The sequence below is a fragment of the Microcella alkaliphila genome, from assembly GCF_002355395.1.
Taxonomy (GTDB): Bacteria; Actinomycetota; Actinomycetes; order Actinomycetales; family Microbacteriaceae; genus Microcella; species Microcella alkaliphila_A.
Window position 1 is genome coordinate 585,898 of record NZ_AP017315.1, and the last position, 26,844, is coordinate 612,741.

The 26,844-nt window shown below is 69.8% G+C and carries 25 protein-coding genes, 1 tRNA gene and 1 riboswitch; of the genes, 12 read left to right on the plus strand and 14 right to left on the minus strand.

The window, feature by feature from the left end; genetic code table 11:
- Positions 1-120 precede the first annotated feature (120 nt).
- On the plus strand, positions 121-2,070 hold the full coding sequence (locus CPY97_RS02830) for an ABC transporter ATP-binding protein (protein WP_419866113.1): 1,950 nt from the start codon (positions 121-123) through the stop codon (positions 2,068-2,070).
- Entirely contained in the window at positions 2,067-3,875 is a 1,809-nt protein-coding gene (locus CPY97_RS02835) for an ABC transporter ATP-binding protein (protein ID WP_096420666.1), read from the plus strand. The genes CPY97_RS02830 and CPY97_RS02835 overlap by 4 nt, the downstream gene beginning before the upstream one ends.
- 8 nt (positions 3,876-3,883) lie before the next feature.
- Here CPY97_RS02835 and CPY97_RS02840 read toward each other — a convergent pair whose 3' ends face one another.
- From CPY97_RS02840 to CPY97_RS02850, 3 genes are read right to left on the minus strand one after another with little or no spacing between them, the layout of a single operon-like run.
- Positions 3,884-5,353, minus strand: a complete 1,470-nt coding sequence (locus CPY97_RS02840) for an alpha-amylase (protein WP_096420668.1) — start codon at positions 5,351-5,353, stop codon at positions 3,884-3,886.
- A 4-nt stretch (positions 5,354-5,357) separates the two neighbouring features.
- Entirely contained in the window at positions 5,358-5,795 is a 438-nt protein-coding gene (locus tag CPY97_RS02845) for an MGMT family protein (RefSeq protein WP_419866128.1), read from the minus strand.
- A complete protein-coding gene (locus tag CPY97_RS02850) occupies positions 5,690-6,142 on the minus strand; it encodes a GNAT family N-acetyltransferase (protein WP_096420670.1) in 453 nt (150 codons plus the stop codon). The genes CPY97_RS02845 and CPY97_RS02850 overlap by 106 nt, the downstream gene beginning before the upstream one ends.
- A 192-nt stretch (positions 6,143-6,334) precedes the next feature.
- Between CPY97_RS02850 and CPY97_RS02855 the strand changes: the two genes are divergently transcribed.
- From CPY97_RS02855 to CPY97_RS02860, 3 genes are all read left to right on the plus strand, one after another.
- Positions 6,335-7,552, plus strand: coding sequence for an NADP-dependent isocitrate dehydrogenase (locus CPY97_RS02855; RefSeq protein WP_096420672.1), 1,218 nt, complete (start codon positions 6,335-6,337; stop codon positions 7,550-7,552).
- Positions 7,553-7,708: 156 nt separating this feature from the next.
- A complete protein-coding gene (locus CPY97_RS13365) occupies positions 7,709-8,101 on the plus strand; it encodes a hypothetical protein (RefSeq protein ID WP_161494045.1) in 393 nt (130 codons plus the stop codon).
- Between the two features lie 61 nt (positions 8,102-8,162).
- The gene (locus CPY97_RS02860) at positions 8,163-10,067 is read left to right on the plus strand and encodes a heavy metal translocating P-type ATPase (RefSeq protein ID WP_096420674.1); all 1,905 of its coding nucleotides are present in this window, start codon (positions 8,163-8,165) and stop codon (positions 10,065-10,067) included.
- Here CPY97_RS02860 and CPY97_RS02865 read toward each other — a convergent pair.
- From CPY97_RS02865 to purU, 8 genes are all read right to left on the minus strand, one after another.
- The gene (locus tag CPY97_RS02865) at positions 10,057-10,479 is read right to left on the minus strand and encodes an Hsp20/alpha crystallin family protein (protein WP_096420676.1); all 423 of its coding nucleotides are present in this window, start codon (positions 10,477-10,479) and stop codon (positions 10,057-10,059) included. The two genes, CPY97_RS02860 and CPY97_RS02865, sit on opposite strands and share 11 nt — an antisense overlap.
- 180 nt (positions 10,480-10,659) lie before the next feature.
- The gene (locus tag CPY97_RS02870) at positions 10,660-12,117 is read right to left on the minus strand and encodes an FAD-dependent oxidoreductase (protein WP_096420678.1); all 1,458 of its coding nucleotides are present in this window, start codon (positions 12,115-12,117) and stop codon (positions 10,660-10,662) included.
- The gene (locus CPY97_RS02875) at positions 12,114-13,028 is read right to left on the minus strand and encodes an FAD:protein FMN transferase (protein WP_096420680.1); all 915 of its coding nucleotides are present in this window, start codon (positions 13,026-13,028) and stop codon (positions 12,114-12,116) included. Before CPY97_RS02875 ends, CPY97_RS02870 begins: the two co-directional genes overlap by 4 nt.
- Positions 13,012-13,503, minus strand: coding sequence for a hypothetical protein (locus CPY97_RS02880; RefSeq protein ID WP_096420682.1), 492 nt, complete (start codon positions 13,501-13,503; stop codon positions 13,012-13,014). The genes CPY97_RS02875 and CPY97_RS02880 overlap by 17 nt, the downstream gene beginning before the upstream one ends.
- Positions 13,504-13,637: 134 nt before the next feature.
- Positions 13,638-14,060: an FMN-binding protein gene (locus CPY97_RS02885; protein ID WP_096420684.1), complete on the minus strand. Its 423-nt coding sequence runs from the start codon at positions 14,058-14,060 to the stop codon at positions 13,638-13,640.
- Between the two features lie 36 nt (positions 14,061-14,096).
- Complete coding sequence (locus CPY97_RS13225; protein WP_150129167.1) at positions 14,097-14,267, minus strand: DUF1349 domain-containing protein; 171 nt, start codon at positions 14,265-14,267, stop codon at positions 14,097-14,099.
- The gene (gene nagA, locus CPY97_RS02890; protein ID WP_096420686.1) at positions 14,264-15,415 is read right to left on the minus strand and encodes an N-acetylglucosamine-6-phosphate deacetylase; all 1,152 of its coding nucleotides are present in this window, start codon (positions 15,413-15,415) and stop codon (positions 14,264-14,266) included. The genes CPY97_RS13225 and nagA overlap by 4 nt, the downstream gene beginning before the upstream one ends.
- Positions 15,416-15,467: 52 nt before the next feature.
- Positions 15,468-16,277 carry a formyltetrahydrofolate deformylase gene (purU, locus tag CPY97_RS02895; RefSeq protein WP_231924118.1) on the minus strand — a complete coding sequence of 270 codons (810 nt, stop codon included), beginning with the start codon at positions 16,275-16,277 and terminating at the stop codon, positions 15,468-15,470.
- A gap of 156 nt (positions 16,278-16,433) precedes the next feature.
- Between purU and CPY97_RS02900 the strand changes: the two genes are divergently transcribed.
- The 3 genes from CPY97_RS02900 (at position 16,434) to CPY97_RS02910 (ending at position 20,078) form a co-directional block, all read left to right on the plus strand.
- Entirely contained in the window at positions 16,434-17,774 is a 1,341-nt protein-coding gene (locus CPY97_RS02900; RefSeq protein ID WP_096420690.1) for an MFS transporter, read from the plus strand.
- 2 nt (positions 17,775-17,776) lie between these two features.
- A riboswitch (ZMP/ZTP riboswitch) is annotated at positions 17,777-17,859 on the plus strand.
- Between the two features lie 51 nt (positions 17,860-17,910).
- Positions 17,911-19,188 (plus strand): serine hydroxymethyltransferase, encoded by a 1,278-nt coding sequence (glyA, locus tag CPY97_RS02905; RefSeq protein WP_096420692.1) that lies wholly within the window; start codon positions 17,911-17,913, stop codon positions 19,186-19,188.
- Between the two features lie 2 nt (positions 19,189-19,190).
- Entirely contained in the window at positions 19,191-20,078 is an 888-nt protein-coding gene (locus CPY97_RS02910) for a bifunctional methylenetetrahydrofolate dehydrogenase/methenyltetrahydrofolate cyclohydrolase (protein WP_096420694.1), read from the plus strand.
- Between the two features lie 309 nt (positions 20,079-20,387).
- Here CPY97_RS02910 and CPY97_RS02915 read toward each other — a convergent pair whose 3' ends face one another.
- Positions 20,388-22,100 carry a 5-oxoprolinase/urea amidolyase family protein gene (locus CPY97_RS02915; RefSeq protein WP_096420696.1) on the minus strand — a complete coding sequence of 571 codons (1,713 nt, stop codon included), beginning with the start codon at positions 22,098-22,100 and terminating at the stop codon, positions 20,388-20,390.
- Complete coding sequence (locus CPY97_RS02920) at positions 22,097-22,870, minus strand: LamB/YcsF family protein (protein ID WP_096420698.1); 774 nt, start codon at positions 22,868-22,870, stop codon at positions 22,097-22,099. The genes CPY97_RS02915 and CPY97_RS02920 overlap by 4 nt, the downstream gene beginning before the upstream one ends.
- Before the next feature lie 114 nt (positions 22,871-22,984).
- Here CPY97_RS02920 and CPY97_RS02925 point away from each other — a divergent pair, with 114 nt between their 5' ends.
- The 4 genes from CPY97_RS02925 to CPY97_RS02940 are packed head-to-tail and all read left to right on the plus strand — an operon-like array spanning position 22,985 to position 26,706.
- Positions 22,985-24,190 (plus strand): sensor histidine kinase, encoded by a 1,206-nt coding sequence (locus CPY97_RS02925; RefSeq protein WP_096420700.1) that lies wholly within the window; start codon positions 22,985-22,987, stop codon positions 24,188-24,190.
- Positions 24,187-25,386 carry a hypothetical protein gene (locus tag CPY97_RS02930; protein WP_150129168.1) on the plus strand — a complete coding sequence of 400 codons (1,200 nt, stop codon included), beginning with the start codon at positions 24,187-24,189 and terminating at the stop codon, positions 25,384-25,386. Before CPY97_RS02925 ends, CPY97_RS02930 begins: the two co-directional genes overlap by 4 nt.
- Positions 25,376-26,038, plus strand: a complete 663-nt coding sequence (locus CPY97_RS02935) for a response regulator transcription factor (protein WP_096420704.1) — start codon at positions 25,376-25,378, stop codon at positions 26,036-26,038. The genes CPY97_RS02930 and CPY97_RS02935 overlap by 11 nt, the downstream gene beginning before the upstream one ends.
- Positions 26,038-26,706 carry a thymidine kinase gene (locus tag CPY97_RS02940; protein WP_096420705.1) on the plus strand — a complete coding sequence of 223 codons (669 nt, stop codon included), beginning with the start codon at positions 26,038-26,040 and terminating at the stop codon, positions 26,704-26,706. Before CPY97_RS02935 ends, CPY97_RS02940 begins: the two co-directional genes overlap by 1 nt.
- A 61-nt stretch (positions 26,707-26,767) precedes the next feature.
- Here CPY97_RS02940 and CPY97_RS02945 read toward each other — a convergent pair.
- Positions 26,768-26,841 (minus strand) — tRNA-Pro (locus tag CPY97_RS02945).
- Positions 26,842-26,844 lie beyond the last annotated feature (3 nt).

Genomic DNA, 26,844 nt, shown 5'->3' on the forward strand with positions numbered 1-26,844 from the left:
TGAGGCGATAGTCTGCAAGGCTGCCCGCGCCCCGGCACCCCCGGAGGCGCGTCGGCGGCACGAAATCCACCACCGCAATGCGCCACGAGCGCGCCGCGCCGAACCACGAGGAACACCGTCGTGTCGACCGCTGAAACATCCGCCGCCGCGCCCCGCAAGAGCGAACTGAGCACGTTCCGCGCCATCGCGCGGATCTACCCGTACGCGAAGCCGGCGGTGCCGTGGATCATCGGGGGCATGATCGCGGCCCTCGCGGCCGGCGTCGTCAGCCTGCTCATCCCCATCGTGTTGCAGGGCCTCGTCGACGGACCACTCGCCGACGGCAACCCGGTCGGCATCTGGCCAGCCGTCGCCCTCGTTCTCGTGCTCGGCGTCGTCGAAGCCGCGATGATCATGCTGCGCCGCTGGCTCGTGCTGACCCCCGGCACGCACATCGAGGCGCGCATGCGCAACGGCCTCTACGCGAAGCTGCAAGACCTGCCCGTCGCCTTCCACGACCGGTGGCAGTCGGGCCAGCTGCTGTCGCGTGCCGTCAGTGACCTGAACCTCATCCGCCGCTGGATCTCATTCGGCCTCGTCCTCCTGATCGTCAACATCATCACCATCCTCATCGGCATCGTCGTGCTGCTGAACTGGAGCGTCTGGCTCGGCCTGCTCTTCTTCGTCACGTCCATTCCGATCTGGGTATACGGCTATGTGTTCGAGAAGAAGTACTCGGTCATCGCCCGTCGCGTTCAAGACCAGCAGGGCGACCTGGCGACCGCCGTCGAAGAGAGCGTGCACGGCATCCGCGTGCTCAAGGCGTTCGGCCGAGGCAAGCATTCGCTGCTCAAGTTCGCCGATCAGGCCGAAATGCTGCGCACTCTCGAGATCCGCAAGGCAAAAGCGATCGCGGGCATCTGGTTCTGGCTCGTGCTCATTCCCGACGCGGCATTCGCCCTGTCGCTGCTTGGCGGCGTCGCGCTCGCGGCCGCCGATCAGCTCACGGTGGGCCAGCTGCTCGCCTACTTTGCCACCGCAACGGTGCTGCGCTTCCCGATCGAGTCGATCGGCTTCCTGCTCGCCATGACGTTCGACACCCGCAGCGCCGTCGACCGCTTCTTCGACGTCATGGACGAGGTGAACACGATCACCGACCCCGAGCATCCGGCGACCGTCGAGCGGCCGGTCGGCCGCCTCGTCTTCGAGGATGCGCGATTCCGTTACCAAGATGCGCCCGCGACCCAGCGTGACCAGCTCGACGGCATCCAGCTCGAGCTGGAGCCGGGTGAGACGATGGCGCTCGTCGGCATCACGGGCAGCGGCAAGACCACGCTGACCGCTCTGACGACGCGACTGTACGACGTGACGGGCGGGCGCATCCTGCTCGACGGCGTCGACATTCGCGAGCTCACGCGCGAGGAGCTGCGTCGCCGCATCGCGATGGCGTTCGAAGACGCGACGCTCTTCTCCTCCAGCGTGCGCGACAACGTGCTGCTCGGCCGCCCCGAGTTCGCGAGTGACGACCCCGCGGTCGTTGCCGAGGCCGACCGCGTGCTCGCCGAAGCCCTCGACATCGCGCAGGCCGGCTTCGTCTACGACCTGCCCGACGGAGCCGACACGGTCGTGGGGGAGGAGGGCATGAGCCTGTCGGGTGGCCAGCGCCAACGCCTCGCCCTCGCGCGCGCCGTTGCTGCCAAGCCCGACGTGCTCGTGCTCGACGACCCGCTGAGCGCACTCGACGTCGACACCGAGGCGCTCGTCGAGGCGGCCCTGCGTCGCGTGCTCGCGACCACCACCGGCCTCATCGTCGCCCACCGCCCGTCGACCGTGCAGATGGCCGACCGCGTCGCGCTGCTCGAGGAGGGGCGCATCACCGACGTCGGCACGCACAGCGAGCTGCTCGCCCGCAACGAGCACTACCGCTACGTCATCTCCTCTCTCGAAGACGAAGAGCTGGCGCAGGCCGAGCGCGACGAGCGCGAGCTGCGCCTCGCGGAGGAGACATCCCGCGTGCAGGAGGCCACGGTGCGCGAGAGCCGCGTCATCGACAAAGACGGATTCGAACGAGACGGGGAGGTGAAGCGATGAGCGTTCTCGGTGTCGCCGGCGAAGAACGCGACAACTACACGAAAGACGAGTCGCGCCAGATTCGCCAACGCTCACTGCGCCTGCTCGGCTCGCTGCTGCGCCCCGTGCGCGGCCGCATCGTGTTCGCGATGGTCGTCGTCGTGTTCTCGACGGCGCTGCAAGTTGCGGGCCCGGCGCTGATCGCGCTCGGCATCGACCGGGGCTTGCCGGCCGTCGCCAACAACGGCGATTGGATGCCCATCGCCCTCATCGTCGTCGGCTTCGTTTTCGCCGCCCTCGTCGGCGCCGCAACAATCGCCTGGTACCAGGTGATGAGCGCGCGCATCAGTCAGGCGATTTTGCTCGACCTGCGCAAGCGCGTCTTCCTGCACACCCAGAATCTGAGCCTCGAGTTCCACGAGTCGTACACCTCGGGCCGCATCATCTCGCGCCAGACGAGCGACCTCGACTCCATTCGCGAGCTGCTCGACTCGGGCATCAACCAGCTCGTGTCGGGCCTGCTCTATATGGGGTTCACGGCGGGCGCGCTGATCCTGCTCGACGCCCCGAGCGGGCTCGTGCTGGCCGCCGCGCTCATCCCACTGCTCATGCTGACGCGCTGGTTCCAGGTGCGCTCGCAGAAGATGTTCCGCCTGACGCGCGTCGCATCCGCCCGCCTGATCGTGCATTTCGTTGAGACGATGACGGGCATCCGTGCGGTGAAGGCGTTCCGAAAGGAGCCGCGCAACGCGCGCGAGTTCGGCGACCACGTCGAGAGCTACCGCGACGCCAACGCGCGCGTGATCCGACTCTTCGGCATCTTCGACCCGGGTCTCGTGCTGATCGGCAACGTCGCGGTCGCCGCGGCCCTGCTGTGGGGTGCTTTCCGGGTTGTCGACGGGTCGCTGCAGATCGGCGTGCTCATTGCCGTGCTGCTGTACGTGCGCAACTTCTTCGGCCCCGCCGAGGAGATGGCGATGTTCTACAACTCGTATCAGTCGGCCGCCGCAGCTCTGGAGAAGATCTCGGGCGTGCTCGAAGAGGCGCCGTCGGTGCCCGACCCCACGACCCCCATCGACCTGTGGCAGGCGAAGGGGCAGGTGCGGTTCGAGAGCGTGCGGTTCCAGTACACCGACGAGACCGTCGTGCTGCCCGACTTCGATCTCGAGATCCCGGCGGGTCAGACGATCGCGCTCGTCGGCACGACCGGTGCGGGTAAGTCGACGCTCGCGAAGCTCATCGCGCGCTTCTACGACCCCACCGATGGACGCGTCACGCTCGACGGCGTCGACCTGCGGAAGCTCCACCCGAAAGACCTGCGGCGCGCGATCGTCATGGTGACGCAGGAGGCCTACCTCTTTTCGGGAACCGTGGCTGACAACATCGCCCTCGGCAAGCCCGACGCCACGCACGAGGAGGTCGAGGCGGCAGCGCGCGCCGTCGGAGCGCACGAGTTCATCACCTCGCTGCCGAACGGCTACGACACCGACGTGAACAAGCGCGGCGGGCGCGTGTCGGCGGGGCAGCGGCAGCTGATCTCGTTTGCGCGCGCGTTCCTCGCCGACCCGACGGTGCTCATCCTGGACGAGGCGACGGCCTCGCTCGACATCCCGAGCGAACGGCTCGTGCAGGAGGCGCTGCAGACTCTGCTCGCCGACCGCACGGCGGTGATCATCGCTCACCGACTGTCGACCGTGGCGATCGCCGACCGGGTACTCGTCATGGAGCATGGCCGCATGATCGAAGACGGCAGCCCCGCCGAGCTCATCGCCGGGGCGGGCAAGTTCGCGCAGCTGCACGCCGCCTGGCGCGAGTCGCTCGTGTAGGTCGGCCGCTACCGCTCGACGGCGCCGACGTGCAGGGCGACGAAGCCGCGGCCCGGCACCACCGCCGTGAACACGCCCGACTCGTCGACCTCGACCGCCTCACCCGACAGCACGTCGGTGTAGGTGCCCGCCCTCAGCGAGGTCTCGAACTGGCCCTCGAGGTCGAGCGGCCCGCCGTTGAACGCGATGTACCCGTACTCGCCGCGGCCGAATCCCGAGAGGGCGCGCAACTCGCCGTCGAAGCGCACGTCATCGGTGAGCGGCGCATCGCCGACGGCGGAGCGGAACGCGAGCATCCCCGTCACCCCGGTCCAGCGCTGCGGGCACACCCACTCGCCGGGCTCGTACCGCGGCTGCGGCGCGTCGGCCGCGTCTGCGCACGAGGCGTCGGCGACGCGACCGTCCGCCTGAAGCGGCGGAGCAGCATCCCGCCCCTCGAAGGCGTAGCCGCTCGAGAGCTGGGGCGTTCCGTACGGGTGGGCGAGCATGAATGCGAGCCCCAGCAGGTAGGCGTCGCCGTCTTTGTACGACAGGGTTTCGCCGTTGCGCTCCGTGTCGTGGTTGTCGACGAACGAGATGGCGAGCTCGCTCGGCACCGAGCCGCCGTCGGGCCCGAACACGACCCGCGGGTTCAGCGACCCCGAGTCGACCATGCTCTTCAGCGTGCGCGCGTAGAGGAACTCCCACGACGGCCCGTTGTCGAGGTACTCCTCGGGCTGAATCGGTTCGCTGGATGCCCGGATCACCTCCTGATAGACGCGCACCCCCTCGGGCAGGTCGCGAATGATGGCGGCGATGTCCTCGGGCGGCATGTGCTTGGCCGCGTCGATGCGGAACCCGCTCACGCCGAGACTCAGCAGGTCGTCGAGGTAGCTGCGGAGCCCCTCGCGCACACGTTCGGTGCCGGTGGCGAGGTCGGCGAGGTTCACGAGCCGGCAGTTGCGCACCTCGTCGGCGTCGCGGTAATCGATGATCTCGCCGGTGGGCGACTCGGTGCACTGGTGGAAGTCGTCGGGCTCCCAGATGCCGGGGTAACGGAAGTGCTCGAACTCGCTGCCGGCCCACCCGACGCCGGGCGTGCCGAGGCCGGTCATGTGGTTGACGACCGCGTCGGCGACGATGTCGACGTCGTGCTCGGCGCAGGTGGAGACCATGGCGGCGAACTCGTCGCGGGTGCCGAGGCGTGACTCGATCTGGTAGCTGACGGGCTGGTAGTGCACCCACCATTCGTCGCGGACGACATGTTCCTGCGGCGGGCTGGTCAGCACCCAGTCGATGCCGGCGTCGCCCAGGAATTCACACTCGTCGGCGATGGCGTTCCACGTCCACTGGAACAGGAGGATGCCCGCATCGCGGCTGCCGGCGGGCTCGGGCGCGGTCGTGGCGGGCGTGCATCCGGCGAGGAGGCCGACGGTCCCTATGGCGGCGGCGATGCCGGCGGCGATGGTGCGGCCGGCGCGTCTTGCAAGCGCTTGCATTCCGTCAGTCTAGGTCAGGCTCCCACCGGGCGCGAGCGAGATCCACACGCACGCTCATCAGGTCGGCGCCGGAGTGCGCGACGTCGGCGCGCAGGGGAGTGCCTTCCGCGCGGTAGTGGGCCACTGCATCCGTTTCGTGTCCGGCCGGGGGCCTGCCATCGGAGCGGATCACGCGCCACCACGCGACCGTGCCGCCCGACTCGGCCATGACCCGACCGACGGCGCGCGCGCCGCGCGAGCCGAGGGTCGCCGCCACGTCGCCATAGGTCATGACGCGCCCCGGTGGGATTAGTTCGACGACGGTGAGTACGGCGCCCGCGAAGTCGAGTTCGTCGCTCAGATGGCCAGCTTTCCGATGACCTCGCCGTACTCGGTCTCGCCGACCTCGACGAAGCCGATGCGGCGGAAGAACTCTCCCGGGCCGTCGTCGCCGGTCTCCCAGATGACGTGCAGCGTCTCGAAGCCACGCGAGCGGGCCTCCTCCGCGAGCTGCCGGACGGCGAAGCGGCCGACGCCGCGGCCCTGCGCTCCGGCGTCGACGTTGATGCGCCACACGCACGAGCGGAACTCTTCGCGCGGGTTGTCGGGGTCGAAGTTACCGCGCACGAAGCCGACGACTTCCTCGCCGTCGAGCACGACCCGCGCCCACGTCGTGGTGGGGTTCAGATAGGCATCGTTCGCCGAGTACGAGACGGGCGTGACGTACTGTTCCTGGCCCGGGCGCAGAGTGAGGCCGTTCGCGGCCACGATGGTTTTCGCCGACAACTCTTCTACGCGCAAGTCACCCATGGCCCCCAGGGTAGAGGACGGGCGTGAATGCCGCGCGAAGAGTTATCTCGATGTCGAGACAATTCGGCCGAGGCGGTAGGCTGACCTGCGGCGCGCATCCGCGCCCTTGGCCGCCCTGCGGCCGCGCCTGCCGCGCATCCTTTGCCGCGGGCGCCCCACCGACGTGCGACAGACCCAACCGAAAGGCCCCGCATGGAGAAGATCAAGGTCGAAGGCACCGTCGTCGAACTCGACGGCGATGAGATGACCCGCATCATTTGGCAGTTCATCAAGGACCGCCTGATTCACCCCTACCTCGACGTCACGCTCGAGTACTACGACCTCGGCATTCAGCACCGCGACGAGACCGACGACCAGGTCACGATCGACGCCGCCCACGCCATCCAGAAGCACGGTGTCGGCGTCAAGTGCGCGACGATCACGCCCGACGAGGCACGCGTCGAAGAGTTCGGCCTGAAGAAGATGTGGCGCAGCCCCAACGGCACGATCCGCAACATCCTCGGTGGCGTCATCTTCCGCGAGCCGATCATCATCTCGAACATCCCGCGCCTGGTGCCGGGCTGGAACAAGCCGATCATCATCGGTCGCCACGGGTTCGGCGACCAGTACCGCGCCACCGACTTCCTCTTCAAGGGCGAGGGCACGCTCACCGTCGAATTCACCCCGAAGGACGGCGGTGAGCCGCAGAAGTTCGAGGTCTACCAGTCGCCCGGCGACGGCATCGCCCAGGTGCAGTACAACCTCGACGCGTCGATCATCGACTTCGCCCGCGCCTCGCTGAATTACGGTCTCTCGCGCGGTTACCCGGTCTACCTCTCGACGAAGAACACGATCCTGAAGGCCTACGACGGCCGCTTCAAGGACCTCTTCCAGGAGATCTACGAGACCGAGTTCAAAGACAAGTTCGAGGCCGCCGGCATCACCTACGAGCACCGCCTCATCGACGACATGGTCGCCAGCGCCATGAAGTGGGAGGGCGGCTACGTCTGGGCCTGCAAGAACTACGACGGCGACGTGCAGTCCGACACGGTCGCGCAGGGCTTCGGCTCTCTCGGCCTCATGACCAGCGTGCTCACGACCCCCGACGGCAAGATCGTCGAGGCCGAGGCGGCCCACGGCACGGTGACGCGCCACTACCGCCAGCACCAGCAGGGCAAGCCCACCTCGACGAACCCGATCGCCTCGATCTTCGCGTGGACCCGCGGTCTCATGCACCGCGGCAAGCTCGACGACAACGCCGCGCTCATCGAGTTCGCCGAGACGCTCGAAGACGTCGTCATCAAGACGGTCGAGAGCGGCAAGATGACGAAGGACCTGGCGCTGCTCGTCAGCCCCGACCAGGAGTGGCTGACCACCGAAGACTTCCTCGCAGCCCTCGACGAGAACCTGCAAGCGCGACTCGGCGCGTAAGCGCCGATCGCGTCGCGTTTCGTCGCGAACGCTGGATGCCCGTGGTGCGAACCACGGGCATCCGTGCGTTAGCGGTAGCTTGCGTGATAATACCCCTGGGGGTATATTGATCGACGAGGCGTCGACCACGCCACACTGATCGAAAGGACCGCCCATGTGCTCACCCATCCGTTGCTCAAGCTGCGGCAAGGTCACCTGGACCGGCTGCGGCCAGCACGTCGACGAGGCGCTCGCCCCGTTCTCGGCCGACGAGCGCTGCACCTGCGCGAACTGACGATTGCGGAGGCGCGCGCCGCGGCGTTAACCGCGCTCACCACCACCGCCGCGGGCGACAGTCTGTGCACGCTGTCGCGCGAGCGACTGCCCGCGGCGAAGTATCACGAGGGCGCGGTCGCTGCACTCGGCGATGCCCTGCGCGCCGCACGCGCCGATATTGCGCCGCCCGAGCCTGCGGCGTGGGGCGCCCAGTGGGACCACCTCGCCGAGCGCGACGCAGGCTGGCGCGCCTACCTCGCCGGCGGCCGCGACGCTCTCGCGCGCCTCGCCTGACGCGCCTCAGGCAAGCCTGCCCTTGCTGGTGATCGCTGCGCGCACCGAGTAGACCTGACCCATGACGCGCGTTGCCGCTTCCCTCCGCCGCTACCCGCTGGTGGCTGCGGCGTTGGCCGTCGGGGCGGTGGGTCTCGCGCTGTTGGCGATCGAGCTGGAACCGGCCGCGCGCATCCTGGTATCGGTGTTCGCCGCCGCCGTCGCCCTGAAAGAGGGCGTGTCGATGGTGCGCAGCCTGCTCAGTCGACAGTTCGGGCTCGACCTGCTCGCCGTCATGGCGATCACGGCGACGCTGCTCGTCGGCGAGTACTGGGCGAGCCTGATCATCGTGTTCATGCTCGCCGGCGGTGAGGCGCTCGAGGACTACGCCGAGAACCGAGCCCGCCGCGAGCTGAGCGCCCTGCTTGACCGGGTTCCGCAGCGCGCGCACCGAATCGGCCCCGACGGCGCGATCGACGACGTTCCCGTCGACGCGGTCGCGGTCGGCGATCGGCTACTCGTGCGCCCGGCGGAGATCGTTCCGGTGGATGCACGCCTCGCCTCCCGCGAGGGATCCTTCGACGAGTCATCGCTCACGGGTGAGAGCCTGCCCGTCGACAAGGAGAGCGGCGACGAGGTCGCGAGCGGTTCGGTGAACGGCCCGGCCGCGGTGGAGATCATCGCATCGGCGCTCGCCGCCGACAGCCAGTATCAGCGCATCGTCGAACTCGTGCGGGAGGCATCGGAGTCGAAGGCCCCGCTCGTGCGCCTCGCCGATCGCTACGCGGTGCCGTTCACCCTGCTGAGTCTTGCCATTGCCGGCATCGCCTGGGCGGTCAGCGGCGACCCCGTCCGATTCGCCGAGGTGCTCGTTGTCGCGACCCCGTGCCCGCTGCTCATCGCCGCTCCCGTCGCGTTCATGGGCGGCATGTCGAGCGCCGCCCGCAACGGGGTCGTGGTGAAGAACGCGGGCACCCTCGAGAAGCTGTCGAGGGTGCGCACGGTCGCCTTCGACAAGACGGGCACCCTCACGAGGGGTCACCCGGAGGTGGTCGACGTGCGCCCGGCCGCCGGTGACGGCACAGCGAACCTCCGCCCCGATGAGCTGCTGCGGCTCGTCGGAAGCGCCGAACGCTACTCATCGCACGTGCTGGCCGCCGCTCTGCAGCAGGCGGCCGAGCGTCGCGGTCTCGCGCTCAGTGATTCGACCGACGCCCGCGAGGTCGCGACCCACGGTGTTGCCGCGACCCTCGACGGGCGTGCGCTCGTCGTCGGCAAGCCGGCGTTCGTGGCGGAGGCGATCGTTGGGAACGCGGCCCCGATCATCCGCCCCGAGCTGCCGAGCGGCGAGGCAGCCGTCTACGCGGCGGTCGATGGGCGCTTCGCCGGCACGATCATCCTGCGCGACCAAGTGCGTGACGAGTCGGCCGAGACCGTTGCCGCGCTCGGCCCGCTCGGCGTCACCCGTGTGCTGATGGTGACCGGAGATGTGGAGGCGACGGCGCGCCCGATCGCCGCGTCGCTCGGCATCGACGAGGTGCACGCCGAGTGCCTGCCGGCCGACAAGGTGCGCATCGTGCGCGAGGCCGAGCCGCGTCCCGTGGTGATGGTCGGCGACGGCGTGAACGACGCTCCCGTGCTCGCGGTGGCCGATGTCGGTATCGCGATGGGCGCGCGCGGCGCCACCGCGGCCGGCGAAAGCGCGGATGCTGTCGTGCTGGTCGACGACGTCTCCCGCGTTGTCGAGGCGGTCACCATCGGACACCAGACGGTGCGCATCGCCCTGCAAAGCATCTGGCTCGGCATCATCATCTCGGTCGGCCTGATGCTCGTCGCGTCGGTCGGCCTGCTGCCGGCTGTTGTCGGAGCGCTCCTGCAAGAGGTCGTCGACCTGGTCGCGATTCTCGCGGCCCTGCGTGCAGTACGGGCCGGCACCCGTGGGGTACCGGCCCGTCCGTCGCGGCGTGTGCCGCAGCTTACGCGGTGACTTCTGCCCGCGTGCCGGTGGTCTCGACCGCGATCTTGCGCGGCTTCGCCTTCTCGAGCACGGGGATCATCACACTGAGCACACCGTTCTCGTAGTGGGCGCTGATGCTCTCGGTGTCGATGTCCTTACCGAGGGTCAGCTGGCGCAGGTAGGCGCCGGCCGGACGCTCGCGGGTCAGCCACTGCACGCCCTCCTGCGAACGCGGGGTGCGCTCGGCGCGGATGGTGAGCAGCTGGCCGTCGACGTCAACGTCGACGCTGCCCGGGTCGACGCCCGGCAGGTCGGCGGTCAGCACGTAGTGGTCGCCGTCGCGGTAGACGTCCATCGGCATGAGCCGGGGGCTTTCGCGGCGGTCGAGCAGCGTGCCGGCGACGCGGTCGAGCTCACGGAACGGGTCGAAGAACATGGTCATGATGTGGCTCCTTTCGGTCACGTCGCCCGCCGGTGTGGCGGGTAGTGGTGAAGTTGAGTCGGAGTGACTCAACTACCGATAATTTAGCACTCGACAGCCGAGAGTGCTAGAAATTCGCGCACGGCGAAATCGCGGATTCACGGGGCTCATTCCCCGGGAATCCAACGCTCCCGGTATGCGTCAGTACCCGGCGAAGTAGTCCGTGCGCACCCGTCGCGCCCCCGCGCGCCGGAGCGCCGTCGCGGCGTCGGCGACGAGTGACGGCGCTCCCGAGACATACGCGCGCCGGGAGGCGAGATCGGGCACGGCGGTGAGCAAAGCATCCGCCGTCACGGGGGTGTCGTCGAGGACGGTGACGGTCGCCCCCGCGCTTTCGAGCACGTCGCGGTACAGCACCTCGCCGGGGCGCGACGGAACGTAGACGACGTGCACGTCGCGGCTTTCCCCGCGCGCGGCCGCCGAGCCGAGTTGGCTGGCGAAGGGGGTCACGCCGATGCCCCCGGCGATCATCACCACCGGGGTTGCCGGGTCGCGCGGCAGGAGGAAGTCGCCCGAGATCTGCGTGGCCTGCACGGTCGCGCCCTCGTCGAGTTCGCGGAGGACGCGTTTGAACGACGAGCCGTCGGTGGGCGTCCGCATCCCGAGCGAGATCTGGTCGTGCTCGGGAGCCGATGCGATCGAAAAGACGCGCCGGGTGCCGCGCCGGTCGGCGCGGTGAGGCAGGTGCAATTCGAGGTACTGACCCGGCTCGAAGGGCACGGGGCGAGACGGGGCGAACGTGAACTCGGTCGCGCTGTCTGACAGCGCGCGCGACCCCGTGAGCCGTAGCGAGAACCCGCCGCGGCGGGATACGGCGAAACCCACGATGTTGGCGGCGACGAGCGCGAGCTCGGGCGAGGTGTAGAGCGGCCCGAACTGGAACGGGATCGAGAACAGCAGCGCGGTCACCACGGCCACCAACCACTGCTGCCAGCGCCGAGGCGGCAGGGTGAGCGGCTCACTGAGCATGTAGCCGGCAAGGAAAACCACGGGGAACAGCAAGAGCACCGAGCCGTACGCGTCGAGCGCGCTCGGGCCGGTGCCCGCGATACGCGTGCCGATGATGGCGACCGTCACGACGACGAGAATTACGCCGATATCGAGGCGGCGGGTGCGGTCGAGCAGCAGCAACGCGCCGAGGGCAACGACGGGCAGCATCGCCGGCGTCGCGATCCACCAGATGCCGACGGTCAGCTGCAGCAGTCCCGCGACGAGCACCCCGGTTGCCGCCGGGTTCAGAATGTGCCGGCCACGCCAGACGATCAGGTACTTCGACAGAGCCGCGACGATGCCCGCGACCGCCGCCCCGATGAGGTCGAGGGTGGCGACGGTGGGCGGCACCAGACACGCAATGATGAGGGCGGTGATGACGCTCGACTCGCGATGCGGAACGACGCGCGCGAGCCGCGCCGCCGCCTCGTTCGCGCCGAGCGTGGCCACGACCACGACGGCGAGCGTCGCGAGCAGTCCGTAGGGGTTGACTCCGATGACGCCGAGGGAGCCCAGCAGCAGTCCGATGGCGAGCACGGCGGAAAGCGCGATCGTCGTCAGCCGGTACATGCTGACCTGAGCGGTGACGCGGTCGATCGTCGCTCTCATCGGAACAGCTCTCCTTCCCAGCCGGGGCTCGCCTCGAGGCGGCCGTCAGCGTGCATCCGTACGTATTCGACGCCGAGCCGCTCAGCGATTGCGGTGGGCTCGCCGAGGAACAGCGCGGTGGCCGCCCCATCGGCGACGAGCGCCGAGTCGGCGACGGCCCACGTCGCGATGACGTCGAGTGCGAGGGGCCGGCCCGTCATCGCGTCGACGAGGTGGTGAAGGCCCGGCCCCCACGCGCGCCGATTTGGCGCTGACGCGGCGAGGGCACGTCCGCCGGCGAGTTCGACGACCCCGACGACCAGTTCCGGATTCGCGGGGTTTTCGAGCCCGACACGGATGCTCGCCTCGCCCACCGCGCGTAGATCACCGCTGCCGTCAACGACCGCTCCGGCCGCCCCCCGTTCGAGGAGGAGCTCCGCGACGAGGTCGACGAGGTACCCCTTGCCGGCTGCCCCCACGTCGAGCACGACGGGGGAGGCAGTGTGGAGTGCACAGGCCCCATCGCCGCTGTTCTCGGTGAGTGCGATCGCGTCATCCCAGGCGGGCGCCGCGATCGGGTCGCCCGCCGGCGTGAGGCGGTAGGCGGCGTCATAGCCCAGTTGTTCGAGGCTGCGGCCGACGAGGGGATTCACCCGACCGTTCGTCACCTCGTACAGCTCGCGTAGGTGGCGCATGAGGGGCCCCGCGTCTGCCGCGAGGGCGTGGTGGCCGGGAGTGCGCGCGATCGCCGCGATTCGCGAGTCGTCACGAAATCGCGACCAGTCGCGGTCGAACTGCGCGATGCGGTCGTCGACGGCGACGCGGTCCGCGTGCGTTCCACCGGCTCCCTCATGACCGGGATGCACGTCGAGGCGCCAGGGGGCACCGATCGCCTCGAACTCCCAGACGACCGGATCAGTTGCTGAGGGCATCCGCCTTGATCTGCTCGAGCGCATCGGTGAAGCCGTTACCGGTGAGCGATGACCCGGCCACGCGCGTGACCTCGACCTCGTCGACGCGCTGGCCGACGACCTCAGCCTCGATGCCGCCCGAGAACATCGTTTGGAAGCGCGACGTCGTCGGGTTCGTCGGGTTCGTTCCCACCGTTACGGCGGAGATCACGTTGTCGGTGAGCGTGACCTCGACGTCGATCGTCTCGGTGCCGTTCGGCGAGATGTACGAGCCGGTGGCGGTGTAGGTGCCGTCGGCGAAGTCGCCCGTGATCGGTGCGGCGCCGTCGTCGGCGCCGGGCTCATTCGGTTGCGCCCCGGGCGACCCCGAGTCGGGCGCGAGCTCTGCGGGCGCCGCGGGTACGTCGCTTGCGCAGCCGGTCAGTGCACCCATGAGGGTGAGCGAGGCGGCTGCGGTGTACAGCGGCAGTGCGGCGGGGCGGGTGAGGCGGGTCATCGGCGCTCCGGAGTCTTGGCGTACAGGCGGCGGTCGGCGGGCTTCCAGCATTGCTGACCTCGATGGGGATTCGCTGTGGTGTCCGTCGGGGATTGCTTTTCACACCTGTGCAGAACCTGTGTCAGTGCTGGGTTCTACCGGCGAGCCTCCGAGCGGATCTGCTCGAGTGCCTCCCGGAAGCCGCCGCTCGTGAGTGACGAGCCGGCAACCCGCGTGACGTCCAGCTCGTCGACGTGACGGCCGACAACCTCGGCCGCGATGCCCTCGGCGAACTCCCCCTGGTAGAACGCCGCGGTCGGGTTGTTGGCGTCGGGCGTCACGGTGACGTCGGCGATGACGCCCCCGTCGGCGAGTGTCACGAAGACGACGATGTTCTCGCGCCCATTCGGCGACGTATATGTGCCGTTGCCGGCGTACAGCCCCGCCGTGTAGCTCGCGAGTGACCCGATGCCCCCGTTCGCAACGGAGCCGTCGACTCGTTCGACGCTCGGACTGCCGACGAGCGCGGGGTGCGAGCATGCGCGCGTCCTTTCTCTCGAGGGAGGTTCGGCGCGCATCTTTCGACGGATGGCCCCCCTTCGGGGGCGAGACGCTCAGCCGTGCAGGGCTGCGTCGGGCGCCGTCACGCGCCAGTCGGTGAACGTGGCACGCAATCCTGGCCGCGACGGGGCGCAGACCATGGGGCCGATACGGGCGTCGGTGTGCGGGAAGCGTGCGATCCGAACGAGCCGCCAATCGGTGTCGCGCTCGCCACCCGCGCTCATGCGTCGTCTTCGACCAGACTGCCCGCCGCCCACACGCGCCGGGCGGCCCACTCGGCGTCGAGCGCCACGACGTCGGCAGCGTAGCCGGGCTCGAGCAAGCCCCACTCGTCGTCGCGCCCCAGCACACAGGCGGGGGTGAGGGTGAGTGCTTCGACCGCGCGCGACTCGTCGATGCCCGCGGACGTGACGGCGCACTTGAGCGCCGAATCTTGGGTGAGGGTCGACCCCGCGATCGTCTGGGTGCCGTTGAGCATTGCCACCCCGTTTTGCACGGTCACGTTGAGAGAGCCGAGCCGGTAGTAGCCGTCGTCGCCGCCGGCCGCCGCCATCGCGTCGGTGACGAGCGCGACCCGGTGCGGCGCCGCGCGGAAAGTCATCTGGGCAACCGACGGGTGCACGTGCACGCCGTCGAGCACCAGTTCGAGGGTGACCCGGTCGTCGTCGAACCCGGCGACGATGGGCCCCGGGTCGCGGTGGTGGATGCCCGGCATCGCGTTGAAGATGTGCGTGACGAGCGTCGCCCCGGCGTCGAACGCTTCACGGGTGAGCTTCTCGTCGGCCTCCGTGTGCCCGACGGCGACCACCACGCCCGCCGCGACGAACTGGCGAACGGCGGCAATCGCGCCCGGCAGTTCGGGGGCGATCGTCACCTGGCGGATGCTCGACCCGCCCGCATCCAGCAAGCGCGCGATCACGACGGGGTCGGGCTCCGACAGGTATTCCGGCGCGTGCGCGCCGCGCCGGCCGATCGCGAGGAAGGGGCCCTCCAGGTGGCTGCCGACGATGGTCGGGTCGTCCTGTACGAGCCGGGCCACGAGACGCAACGACTCTTCGATCTGTTCGAGCGGGTTCGCGACGAGCGAGATGACCGATCGGGTCGTCCCGTGCGCGCGGTGCACGGCGAGGGCCGCGCGAATCTCGTCCTCGCCGTTGTCGTAGGCGGCGCCCCCGCCGCCGTGACCGTGCAGGTCGATGAAGCCGGGGGTGAGCGTGTGCCCGGCGAGGGCGTGCACGTGGTCGGCGGCGGGGGCGGCCGTGCCCGCCTCTCCGACGGCCGCGATGCGGTCGCCGTCGAGAAGGATCCATGAGTCGGGGCGCCGGCCACGAGCATCCAGGAGGTCGACGTCGGTGATGAGGGTGGTGGTCATCGCGTGCCCTTCGGGTGGGTGCGGCGGCGCTGCCGCGCGAGGTTGCCCAGAACTATTGGAAGACGATCGTGCGTTGCCCGTCGAGCAACACGCGGTCTTCGGCGAACCAGCGCACCGCCTGGCTGAGGGTGCGGCTCTCTTCGTCCTGACCGATGGCGACGAGTTCGGCGACCGAGCGGGTGTGGTCGACACGCACGACGTTCTGCTCGATGATCGGGCCCTCGTCGAGGTCGCTCGTGACGAAGTGGGCGGTCGCGCCGATCAACTTCACCCCGCGCTGGTGCGCTTGGCGGTAGGGGTTCGCGCCCTTGAAGCCGGGCAGGAACGAGTGGTGGATGTTGATCGCCTTGCCCGCGAGCCGCTCGCACAGCTCGGGCGAGAGAATCTGCATGTAGCGGGCGAGCACGACGAGCTCGATGTCATGCTCGTCGACCGCTTCGAGGATGCGCGCCTCCATCGCCGCTTTCTCGTCACCGTTGGTGACGGGGCGCGCTTCGAACGGCACCCCGTAGAACGACGCGAGTTCGCCGAGGTCGGGGTGGTTGCCGAGCACGAGGGGGATCTCGACCGGCAGCTGGCCGCTGCGCTGCCGGAACAGCAGGTCGTTGAGGCAGTGGGCGGCCTTCGACACCAGCACGAGGGTGCGCAGGGGGCGACCGACGCGGTCGATGCGGCAGTCCATGCCGTACCGCTCGATGACGGGGGCAAGGGCGTGGTGCAGCCGGTCGTGGTCGGCGGGCGTCTCGGTCTGCAGGCGCAGGAAGAAGTTGCCCGTCTCGAGCCCCGAGAACTGCTGCAGCTCGGTGATGTTGCCCTCGGCCTCGACGATGGCTCCGGTGACGGCGTGCACGATGCCGGGCATGTCGGGGCAGACGAGGGTCACGATCCAGTGGTTGAGGGGGTCGCTCACGCGCTTCAGCCTAGTTTGCGCGGGCGTTAGGGTTGTCTCGGCCCGACGTCTTGTCGCGCCCCGGTCCGTCGGCTCCGCTCGTGCCGACCGCGAAAGTTTCTCTCGCCCATGACCACGTCCCCGTCCGATACCGCGACGCGTCCCTTCCCCTGGGTCGGCCTGTTCACGCTCGCCGCCGCCATATTCGTGATGGTGACGAGCGAGTTCCTGCCGACGGGGCTTCTGCCGCAGATCGCTGCCGACCTCGAGGTCACCGAACCGCAGGTGGGCCTGCTCGTCACGATCTTCGCGGGCACGGTGGTCGTCGCCACAGCCCCCATGGCGGCGGCGACCCGACGCTTCCAGCGCAAGCACCTCATTCTCGTGGTGCTGGTCGTCTTCGCGATCGCGAATGTCGCCGCCGCCCTCGCCCCGAGCTACGGCCTGCTCGTGGCGGCCCGCGTGCTCGGCGGGCTCGCGCACGGGCTGTTCTGGGCCGTCGCGGGTGCCTACGCCGGCTACCTCGTGCCGAAGCACCAGATCGCGCGCGCCGTCGCGATCACGAGCGGTGGTGGCACGGCGGCGTTCGTCATGGGGGTCCCTGCAGGAACCGCGCTCGGCACGGCCGTGGGGTGGCGCACCTCGTTCCTCGTCATCGCGGGAATCGTGATCGTGCTGCTCGCGCTGGTCGTCAAGTTCTTGCCCGCTGTCAACCACGCTCCGACCCTCGCCACCGGCGAGATCGCGGTTCCGGCCCGCCGCGACGCGACCTTCCCGAGCGTGCTGTTCATCTGCCTCCTCGTGCTCGTCGTCGTCGGGGGCCAGAACGTCTTCTACACGTACATCGCGCCGTACCTGATCGGCTCGGTGGGCTTCGCCGAGGGCGCCGTCGGCGGACTCCTGTTCCTCTACGGCGGCGCCGGTGCGATCGGCCTCGTGCTCGCCGGGATGCTCGGCTCGCGGTATCCGCGCGGCGCCCTGTACGGGATGCTCGCGGTCGTCATCGTCGCCGTCACCCTCCTGGGGTTGCTGGCCGGTGTGCCCGCCGCGGTCGTCGTCCTGCTCGTGGTGTGGGGAGCATCCTTCGGGGGTATTCCGGCGCTGTTGCAGACGCGCCTGCTGCACGCGGCGTCGCCGCGCGTGCGCGACGTCGGCGCCGCGCTCCTGACGACGGCGTTCAACATCGGCATCGGGGGCGGCGCGGCCATCGGTGGCGCCCTGTTCACGGTGCTTCCAACTCCGGGGTTGGCGCTCGTGCAGGCGGCCATCATCGGCGCCGGACTCCTGCTGCTCGTCATCGCCGACACGCGGCGCCGCGGGCGGCAGGCGCGCGGGCAGACCCCGCCCGACACCGACGACGAGATCGCGGGGGAGGGCACCGTGCCGCTCATCACCGGGTCGATCGCGCTGCCCGACCATCACCGCCACGGCGGCGAGGGCGACTCCTCCGGCGACGGCGCGGGACGATAGACTAACGGCGTCGCGACTGGCGTTGGATGGGTCACCATCAGGGAGCGACCGACACGGTGAGGGGCCGTACGCCTGGGCCTCGAGCACACAGTGAGGTTGCGGTGCGCCGCGACCCGAGAGCCTAAAAGGAGCCCCCGTGTCTGACCGTCTTCCCACGTCCTTCAACGAGCCGCTGAGCGTCGTCGACCCCGAGATCGCGGCGGTGCTCGACCAGGAACTCAGCCGTCAGCGGCACACGCTCGAGATGATCGCGAGCGAGAACTTCGTCTCGCGCGCCATCCTCGAAGCCCAGGGCTCGGTGCTGACCAACAAGTACGCCGAGGGGTACCCGGGCAAGCGGTACTACGGCGGCTGCGAGTTCGTCGACATCGCCGAGAACCTCGCCATCGAGCGGGCGAAGGCTCTCTTCGGCGCCGAGTACGCCAACGTGCAGCCCCACTCGGGCGCGTCGGCCAGCGCCGCCGTTCTGCACGCGCTCGCGCAGCCGGGCGACACGATCCTCGGCCTCGAGCTCGCCCATGGCGGTCACCTGACCCACGGCATGAAGCTCAACTTCTCGGGCAAGGTCTACAACGCCACGTCGTACGGCGTCGACCCCGAGACGATGCTCATCGACATGGACACCGTGCGGGCGAAGGCCCACGAGGTGAAGCCCGCCGTCATCATTGCCGGCTGGTCGGCCTACCCGCGCCAGCTCGACTTCGCCGCCTTCCGCGCGATCGCCGACGAGGTCGGCGCGAAGCTTTGGGTCGACATGGCGCACTTCGCCGGGCTTGTCGCAGCGGGGCTGCACCCCTCCCCGCTGCCCCACGCGCACGTCGTCAGCTCGACCGTGCACAAGACCCTCGCCGGTCCCCGCTCGGGCATCATCTTGAGCAACGACGAGTCGCTGTTCAAGAAGCTCAACTCGGCCGTGTTCCCCGGCCAGCAGGGCGGGCCGCTCATGCACGTGATCGCCGCGAAGGCGACCGCGTTCAAGGTCGCGGCAGAGCCCGAATTCCGCGACCGCCAGGAGCGCACTCTGCGCGGGGCGAGCATCCTTGCCGAGCGTTTGACGGCCGACGACGCGCGCGCCGCCGGCGTCGACGTCTTGACCGGCGGCACCGACGTGCACCTCGCGCTCGTCGACCTGCGCACCTCGCCGCTGAACGGCCAGGAGGCGGAAGACATTCTGCATGAGGTGGGCATCACGGTGAACCGCAACTCAGTGCCGTTCGACCCGCGCCCGCCGATGGTGACAAGCGGCGTGCGCATCGGAACCCCCGCCCTCGCGACGCGCGGCTTCGGCGACGACGAGTTCGCCGAGGTGGCCGACGTCATCGCGCACGCGCTCATGCCGAACCCCGATGTGGCCGCCCTGCGCGGCCGGGTGGCCGAGCTGACCGGCGCGTTCCCGCTCTACCCGGGGCTGTAGGCGTGACGGCGCAGATCCTCGACGGGTCGGCGACCGCGGCGACGATCAAGGCCGAGCTGCGTTCGCGCGTCGCGGCCCTCGCCGAACGCGGCGTCGTGCCCGGGCTCGCGACCGTGCTCGTCGGCGACGACCCCGGATCGCAGTGGTATGTCGCGGGCAAGCACCGCGACTGCGCCGAGGTCGGCATTGCTTCGATCCGGCGTGACCTCCCCGAGTCGACGACCCAGGCGGAGCTGGAGGCGGTGCTCGACGAGCTCAACGCCGACCCGGCCGTCACCGGCTACATCGTGCAGCTGCCGCTGCCGAAGCACATCGACACCGACGCGATCCTCGAGCGCGTCGACCCCGCGAAAGATGCCGACGGGCTGCACCCGACGAACCTCGGGCGGCTCATGCTGCGCGCGGCGCGCGACATCGACACGCCCCTGCCGTGCACGCCGCGCGGCGTCATCGAACTGGTGGAGCGCCACGGCATCTCGTGGGACGGCCTCGACGTCGTCGTGATCGGGCGCGGCGTGACGGTCGGCCGTCCGATCGGCTCGCTGTTGACGCGTCGCGCCGTGAATGCCACCGTCACGCTGACCCACACGGGTACGCGCGAGCTCGGTTCTCACCTGCGCCGGGCCGACGTGATCGTCGCCGCGGCCGGCGTGCCGGGCATCGTGTCGGCCGCCGACGTGAAGCCAGGAGCGATCGTGCTCGACGTCGGGGTGTCGCGGGTCACCGACCCCGAGACCGGAAAGTCGCGCATCGCGGGCGACGTCGCCGACGACGTGCGCGAGGTCGCCGCGTGGGTGTCGCCGAACCCCGGCGGGGTCGGGCCGATGACCCGCGCTCTGCTGCTCGCCAACGTCGTCGAGACGGCCGAGCGACAGCACCAGCCAGCCTGAGTGCCGGCGCGCGCCAGCACACCAGCCTGCCTCTGGGGTGGCGCGCGCCCGCCGTAGCTCGCTACCGCGGCTGGTTGCGCTGCGTCTGACGCGCAGAGCGTCGTCTTGCCCCGGAGCGGGCAGCGGTGTGCCGGCGTGTCGATCGCGACACGCCGCCCGCGCTAGGAAACTCCGGGACGACGCGACCCGACGCAGAGTCAGGCGGCCTTGTGACTCCCGTGGCCGGGGACACGCCATCCTGCCTCTCGCTATGAAGAGATGACGCAGTCGCACCCAGAGCCCGGGGCTTCGCCCGGCGGCTGTAATGGGTCAGGGGCGCCCGGTGGCGAGCCGCAGCCGCACGTGCGTGCCGGGGCGCAGCTGCGCGAGCCGGTCGAGCGTGTCGTCGGTGACGACCGCGATGACCGGATAGCCGCCCGTCACCGGGTGGTCGGGGCCGAGAATCGTGGGGACGCCGTCCGGGCTGACTTGAATGGCTCCCGCGGTCATGCCCTCGCTGGCCAACTCGCGGTCGACGACGGCGGGCACACGGTCGAGCGTGGGCCCGTCGAGGCGCACGCCCGTGCGATCGGCACGCACCGACACCGTCCATTCCGTCTCGAGCATGCGATGCCAGGAGTCGCGGGTGAACCAGTCGAGCCGGGGGCCAGGACGCACGTCAAGTTCTGCGTGGTCAATGCCCGACGCGTCCACCGGCACGAGGTCGACGGCGGGCACCGGGCCGGTGACTGCGCCACCGACGATGAGCTCGTCGCCCGCGGAGACGGGATCGGGGCCCAGGGCGGCGAGGGTGTCCCGCGAGCGTGAACCAAGCACGGACTCCACGGCGATGCCGCCGCGCACCGCGACGTAGGAGCGCACCCCGCGTGCCGCCGGCCCGATGCGCAGCACCGCACCATCGCGTTCGGCTCGCACGGGGTGGGCGTGGGCGACGGGCGCCTCGTCGAGTGTGACCGGGCCGTCGGCGCCGGTGACCGCGATCCACGCGCCGGCGGGGAGTGCGAGCGCGGCGCCGCCCAGCAGGATCTCGAGGCCCGCCGCGCACTCGTCGTTGCCGACGAGACGATTGGCGAGCCGGTGCGCGGCGCGGTCGAAGGCGCCGCTCGCGCCGACGCCGATCGCGGCGAGGCCGGGGCGACCCAGGTCTTGCACAAGCGTGAGTGCGCCGGGCTCGAGCACCCGCAGCACAGCGGCCCCCTCGTCTCGCTCTTTCCCGTCGGTCCGCTCCACCTCTGACGCGTGCCCGTGACGTTTCTCAGGAGTTCGGCCATCTGCGCGGCCACCGACTCCCGTACTTCCTGCCCTCGTGTCGCTCGACTCCTGAGAAACGTCACGCACGACCGCCCGTACCGGCTCGAACCGCACGCGCGTGCCCGCCGTGACGAGTGCGGGCGGCTCGCGCCGCGCATCCCACAGCACGGCATCAGTGCGGCCGATCAGTTGCCAGCCTCCGGGAGACTCGCGTGGGTACACGCCGCAATACTCGGCAGCGAGCGCGACAGCGCCCGCCGGAACCCGCTGCCGCGAGGTCGCCCGTCGTGGCACGGGTGGAAGTGCCTTGGGCCTGCCGTCCGCGCCAGCGGGCACGAGATACGGAAACCCGGGTGCGAACCCCACGAACGCGCACACCCACTCGGTTGCGGCGTGCCGCGCCACGACCTCGTCGACACTGCACCCCCACGCTGAGGCGACGTCCGCGAGATCCTCGCCGTCGTAGACAACCGGGATGCTCACCACAGCCCCGCCCGGCGCGTCGCCTCCAGGCGCGACACAGCGCGCCCCCTCACCACGCGATGAATCGGGTTCGTCTGTCCCGTCCAGCACGCTCCGCACCCAGTGGGCGAGGTGTGTCAGCCCCGTCACCCGGGTGTCGGCCCGGACGAGGACGGTGCGGCCGCCCGGTACGAGTTCGGTGACGCCACCAAAGCGTCGGGCAGTAAGGGTCCGGTATGCCCGCCTCGCGCCGGCGAGGTCATCGCACTCGACCAGCAGAGCGCGGTCGCCGTACGACAGCAATCTCATGAGGGGGAGAGGAACGGTCGCACGTCGACTCCCGCATCGTCGAGTCCCGCCCTAACGCCCTGGGCGAGCGCGACGGCGTCACGCGTGTCGCCGTGCACGCAGAGGCTCTGCGCGTCGAGGTGCAGCGTGCCGCCGTCGATCGTGTCGATGAGGTGCTCGGTGGCGAGGCGCACAGCCCGCGCCCGCACGGCGTCGGCGTCATCCAGAACGGCTCCGAAGGTACCGCGCGCAACAAGCGTGCCGTCGGAGGCATATGCCCGATCGGCGAAGGCTTCACCAACGATGTCGACGAAGCGGCGGTCGCACGCGCGCTGAATCGCCGACCCCGGCACCCCGGCGAGGGCGAGCACGGGAAGCTCGAACTCGGCGGCCACCCGGGCGACGGCGTCGGCCTGGTCGGCGTCGGCGAGGATGCGCGAGTAGAGCGCTCCGTGCGGCTTGAGATAGCGCACGACGGCACCCGGAATCCCGTCACACGTGTCGAGCAGCGCCTCGAGCTGCTCGCGAATCTGCCGTTCCAGCACGGGCCCGGGAACATCCATCGCGCGACGCCCGAAGCCCTCCCGGTCGACGTAGGACGGGTGCGCGCCGATGACCACGCCAGCGTCAACGGCCGCGCGCACGGCGTTCCTCCGCGCATCCGCGTCGCCGGCGTGCCCGCCGCAGGCGAGGTTCGCGCTCGTCACGAGCTGCAGCATCGCGTCATCGTCGGCGACCGCGATGCCGGCCCAGCCCTCGCCGAGGTCGCTGTTCAGGTCGATCGCGGGCATGCTGCGAGCCTACGTGGCCCGCTCGGGGGATGGCGAGCGTCGGTGTCGCGGGCGATAATCAGGCGACCGCCACCCCGAAAACAGGCGAACCCCACCCCGACGGAAGGAGCCCGTGTGCCCCTCGGGTTGCCTCCGCACCTCGCGAGCTCGACCGCGTCGCTCGCCGTTGTGCGCGCCGGGCACGCCGCCGCGGCCGCCTGTCTTGTGGCCGCGGCTGCCGTCGTCGTGACCCTGCAGATCACGTTGCCCGAGATCACCGTGTGGCCGGCCCTTATCATGCTCGCGCCCATGATCGGCTTACTCGTTCTTCTCGATCGCAGCCCGTCGGCGTTCATTGGCGCGGGCTACCTCTTCGTCGGGGGCACCTGCATTGCTTGGTTCACGGTCATCGGCACTGCTCAGCTCGGCACGGTGCCCCGCACCGACGACTTCATGGTGGGGCTGGTGAAGTCGGCGGTGATCTTGATCGTCGGTGTCGGGCCGGGAATCCTGCGCGCCGTGGCGTGGACCACCGCGGGCCTCCTCGTCGCCGAGGTGTCGTCGGCCGTGGTCATCGTCGCACTCGATGCGAACTGGACTCCGGCGCCGGGGCCGATCATCCTCTGGGCGTTCCTCGTTGCAGGCCTCGCCTCGCTTCGCCTGCAGCGCCTTCGCGCGCGCACGGCGCTTCCCCTGCTGTATCGGGCGGTGCGCGACGAGATGTTGGCGGAAACCCGACGCGGTTTCGAACGCCGTGCGACCGCGCTCGTGCACGACACCGTGCTGAACGACCTCGCCCTGATCGCGCAGCACGACGAAGGCCCGCTCCGGCCCGGCGTGGCCGAGTCGATCTCTGCCGACCTCGCGACGCTCGTGGGCGAGGACTGGCTCGCCGAGGATCCCGACGACACGCCCGTCGAGGCCGCCGACTTCGCCCGGATGCTCGCTGACGCCACCGCGGGCGAACTCGCGGTCGCCGTCTCGGGCGACCTCGCCGTGCTCGATCGCATCGAAAGGGATGCGCGTGCGGAGTTCCTGCGCGCCATCGGCCAGGCGCTCGTCAACGTCCGCCGCCACGCCGGGGTCGCCGAGGCAGAGGTGGTGATCGGCGCGGGTCACGAGGACGTGTCGGCGATGATCGTCGATGCAGGCTGCGGGTTCGAGCCATCGCCGGGAGGGGATGGTCGTCTGGGTGTCGGCATGAGCATCCTGGCTCGCATGGAGGCGATCGGCGGCGAGGCCCAGGTGTGGTCGCGCGAGGGAAGCGGAACGACGGTCGCCCTCCGGGTGCCCGCCACGAGGCCCGCACCCGTCGTCGCGTCGGGGGACGGTGCCCCGTGACTGCCACCCCGACCACCGTGATCGGCCCTCTGGCCACTCGCCCGCACCCGTGGCGGATGCGCATGGAGAGCGTCGATCCACTGTCAGCCGCTGCGGCTCGCCCGCTGACGGTTGTCATAGCGGTGTCGATGGTGGTGCTCGCAATACTCGACTCGGTCACGAAGGCCGAGCAGGTGACGTCGTTTCCCTTCCTGGTGGCGACGTTTGTGATTCTCGTGGCCGCGATGGTCTTTCTCGTCGACCGCACCCGGCTGAGCCGGCCGGGGTGGTCGCGCGCGTCCGCTCTCGTCTTGCAGGGCCTCCTGGTCCTCCTCATGATCAGCGCCGCTCTCGCGACGTGGGGTGGCAACGTTGCCGTCCGCGACGACTGGGCACCGCTCGTCGTCGCCCTCACCCTGTTCGCCCTCACCTCGTACCGGTCGCCGGCCGAGTTGGCGATCTGGACGGGCGTACACACCGGCGTCGCGGCCGTCCTGGGGCTCCTGGAGTCACCGTTCGCACAGACGCCGTTGCCCGCACCTCTGTTCGCGATCTCCGGCTCGGTCGTCATCCTCATCATCGGCTCGGCGGCTGTCGGCTACGCCCGGTCGATGAACGGCTCCGTCCTGTCGTGGGAGAAGCGGGCCTGGCGCCGTGCAGAGTCCTTCGCACGGGAGGCACGTGGCGGCGTCGCCCGCTCGGTCCGTCAGCAGCAGATCAGTCGCGCGGGCCGTGACGCGATGCCCGTGCTCGATCGTGTGGTCGAGCGCGGCGAGGTGACGACCGCCGATCGCGACGAAGCGGCGGAACGCGCCGCGAGCATCCGTCGCACCCTCGTCGATGCCGTGCAGCGCAGCTGGTCACGCGAACTCGTCGACGAACTGATCGCTCGACGACCCGAGTTGGCGCCCACCGTCACGATCGAGGACCCGGCCGACGCGGGCCGCGCCGGAACGCTCGAAGAGCGCACGCTCATCCGCGCCATGCTCTCTGCCGTCATGGATGCGGTGGGCACCGTTCGCATCGACCTCGCGATTGCGCCGCCTGCGGCTGGACGCGGCCTCAGCGTGCGGATCACCGCCCTCAGCGAGCGGCCCGCGGAGGAGGTTCGCGACGACCTTGCGCCGCTCATCGCCGCGGTGCGCGGTCTGGCGCGCCGCTGCGTTGCGGTCGAGCGCGACGGCGCCCTCGTTCTAGAGTTTGAGTATGGACACTAGGGCGTTCCCGCACGCTCGCGTGCGCCTGGCTATCCTCGACGACCACGAGCTGCTGCTCGACAGTCTTTCGTCGTGGATCAGCGCGAACGCACCCGACTTCGATCTCGTGCTGACCGCGCCCACCTGGTTCGAGCTCGTGCAGAGCGAGCAGTTCCCGACCGACCTGGTGCTGCTTGACTTCCAGCTGCAGGAGCCGGTGTCGATCGAGGCGCGCGTGCGCACCTGTCGTGCTGCCGGCGCGAAGGTGATCGTCTTGACGAGCCTCGACACGGATGAGTCGCGCCAGCGGGCGTTCGATGCCGGCGCTTCCGCGTTCCTCACGAAGACGATGCCGCTCGGCGAGGTGATGGAGACGGCGCGTCGGGTGATGGGCCTCGAGTCGTCGCCCGAGCAGCCCCGCGATTGGCGGCCGCTGCCGTCGGGCGCCACACGCCACGCTCGCCCCAAGCTTTCGCAGAGCGAGGGCGAGGCGCTTGCCCTGTACGCGAGCGGCCTGTCGACCAATGAGGTCGCCACCCGCATGAACGTGCAGTACGAGACGGCGAAGACCTACCTGCGCCGAGTGCGCGACAAGTACGCGCGCGCGGGGCGACCTGCGTCGACGAAGTCTGAACTGATCCGGCGAGCCGCCGAGGACGGATACCTCCAGTAATGGCGAAGCTGTACTTCCGGTACGGGGCGATGAACAGCGGCAAGTCGACGGCACTGCTGCAGGCGGCCTACAACTACGAAGAGCGCGGCCAGCGGGTGCTGCTCGCGAAACCACGCATCGACACGAAGGGCGACCAGACGGTCGTGTCGCGCCTCGGCGTGACCCGTCCGGTCGACTTCACGGTCGACCTCGCCGACGACGTCTACACGGTCTTTCAGCGACAACGCGCTGCCGTGCTGCGCGACGAGGGTCGCGACGTCTCCTGCCTGCTCGTTGACGAGTCGCAGTTCCTGACTCCCGAGCAGGTGGATGACCTGCTGCGCATCGCCATCCGCGAGAACATTCCGGTGCTCGCCTACGGCATCCGCACCGATTTTCAGACGGTGGCCTTCCCGGGAAGTCGGCGCCTGCTCGAGATCGCCCACTCGCTCGAAGAGTTGAAGACGATCTGCCGGTGCGGACGCAAAGCCATCTTCAACGGCAGAACGGTGGATGGTCGGTTCATCTTCGCGGGGGATCAGGTCGCCATCGACGGCGTCGACGTCGCATACGAGTCGCTGTGTGGATCGTGCTACCTCGACGAGTCGGGCGACACGCTCGCCTCGGGCAGACGCGCGCCGGTCGAGCTGGACCCCGACGCGCTCGGCCCCGACCCTGACTTCAGCTGAGACGCGAAAACCCTCGAACCGGAAGGCTCAAGGGTTTTCTTTGTCCTCAATGAGGACTCCGTCGGGGTAACAGGATTTGAACCTGCGACCTCGTCGTCCCGAACGACGCGCGCTACCAAGCTGCGCCATACCCCGTGG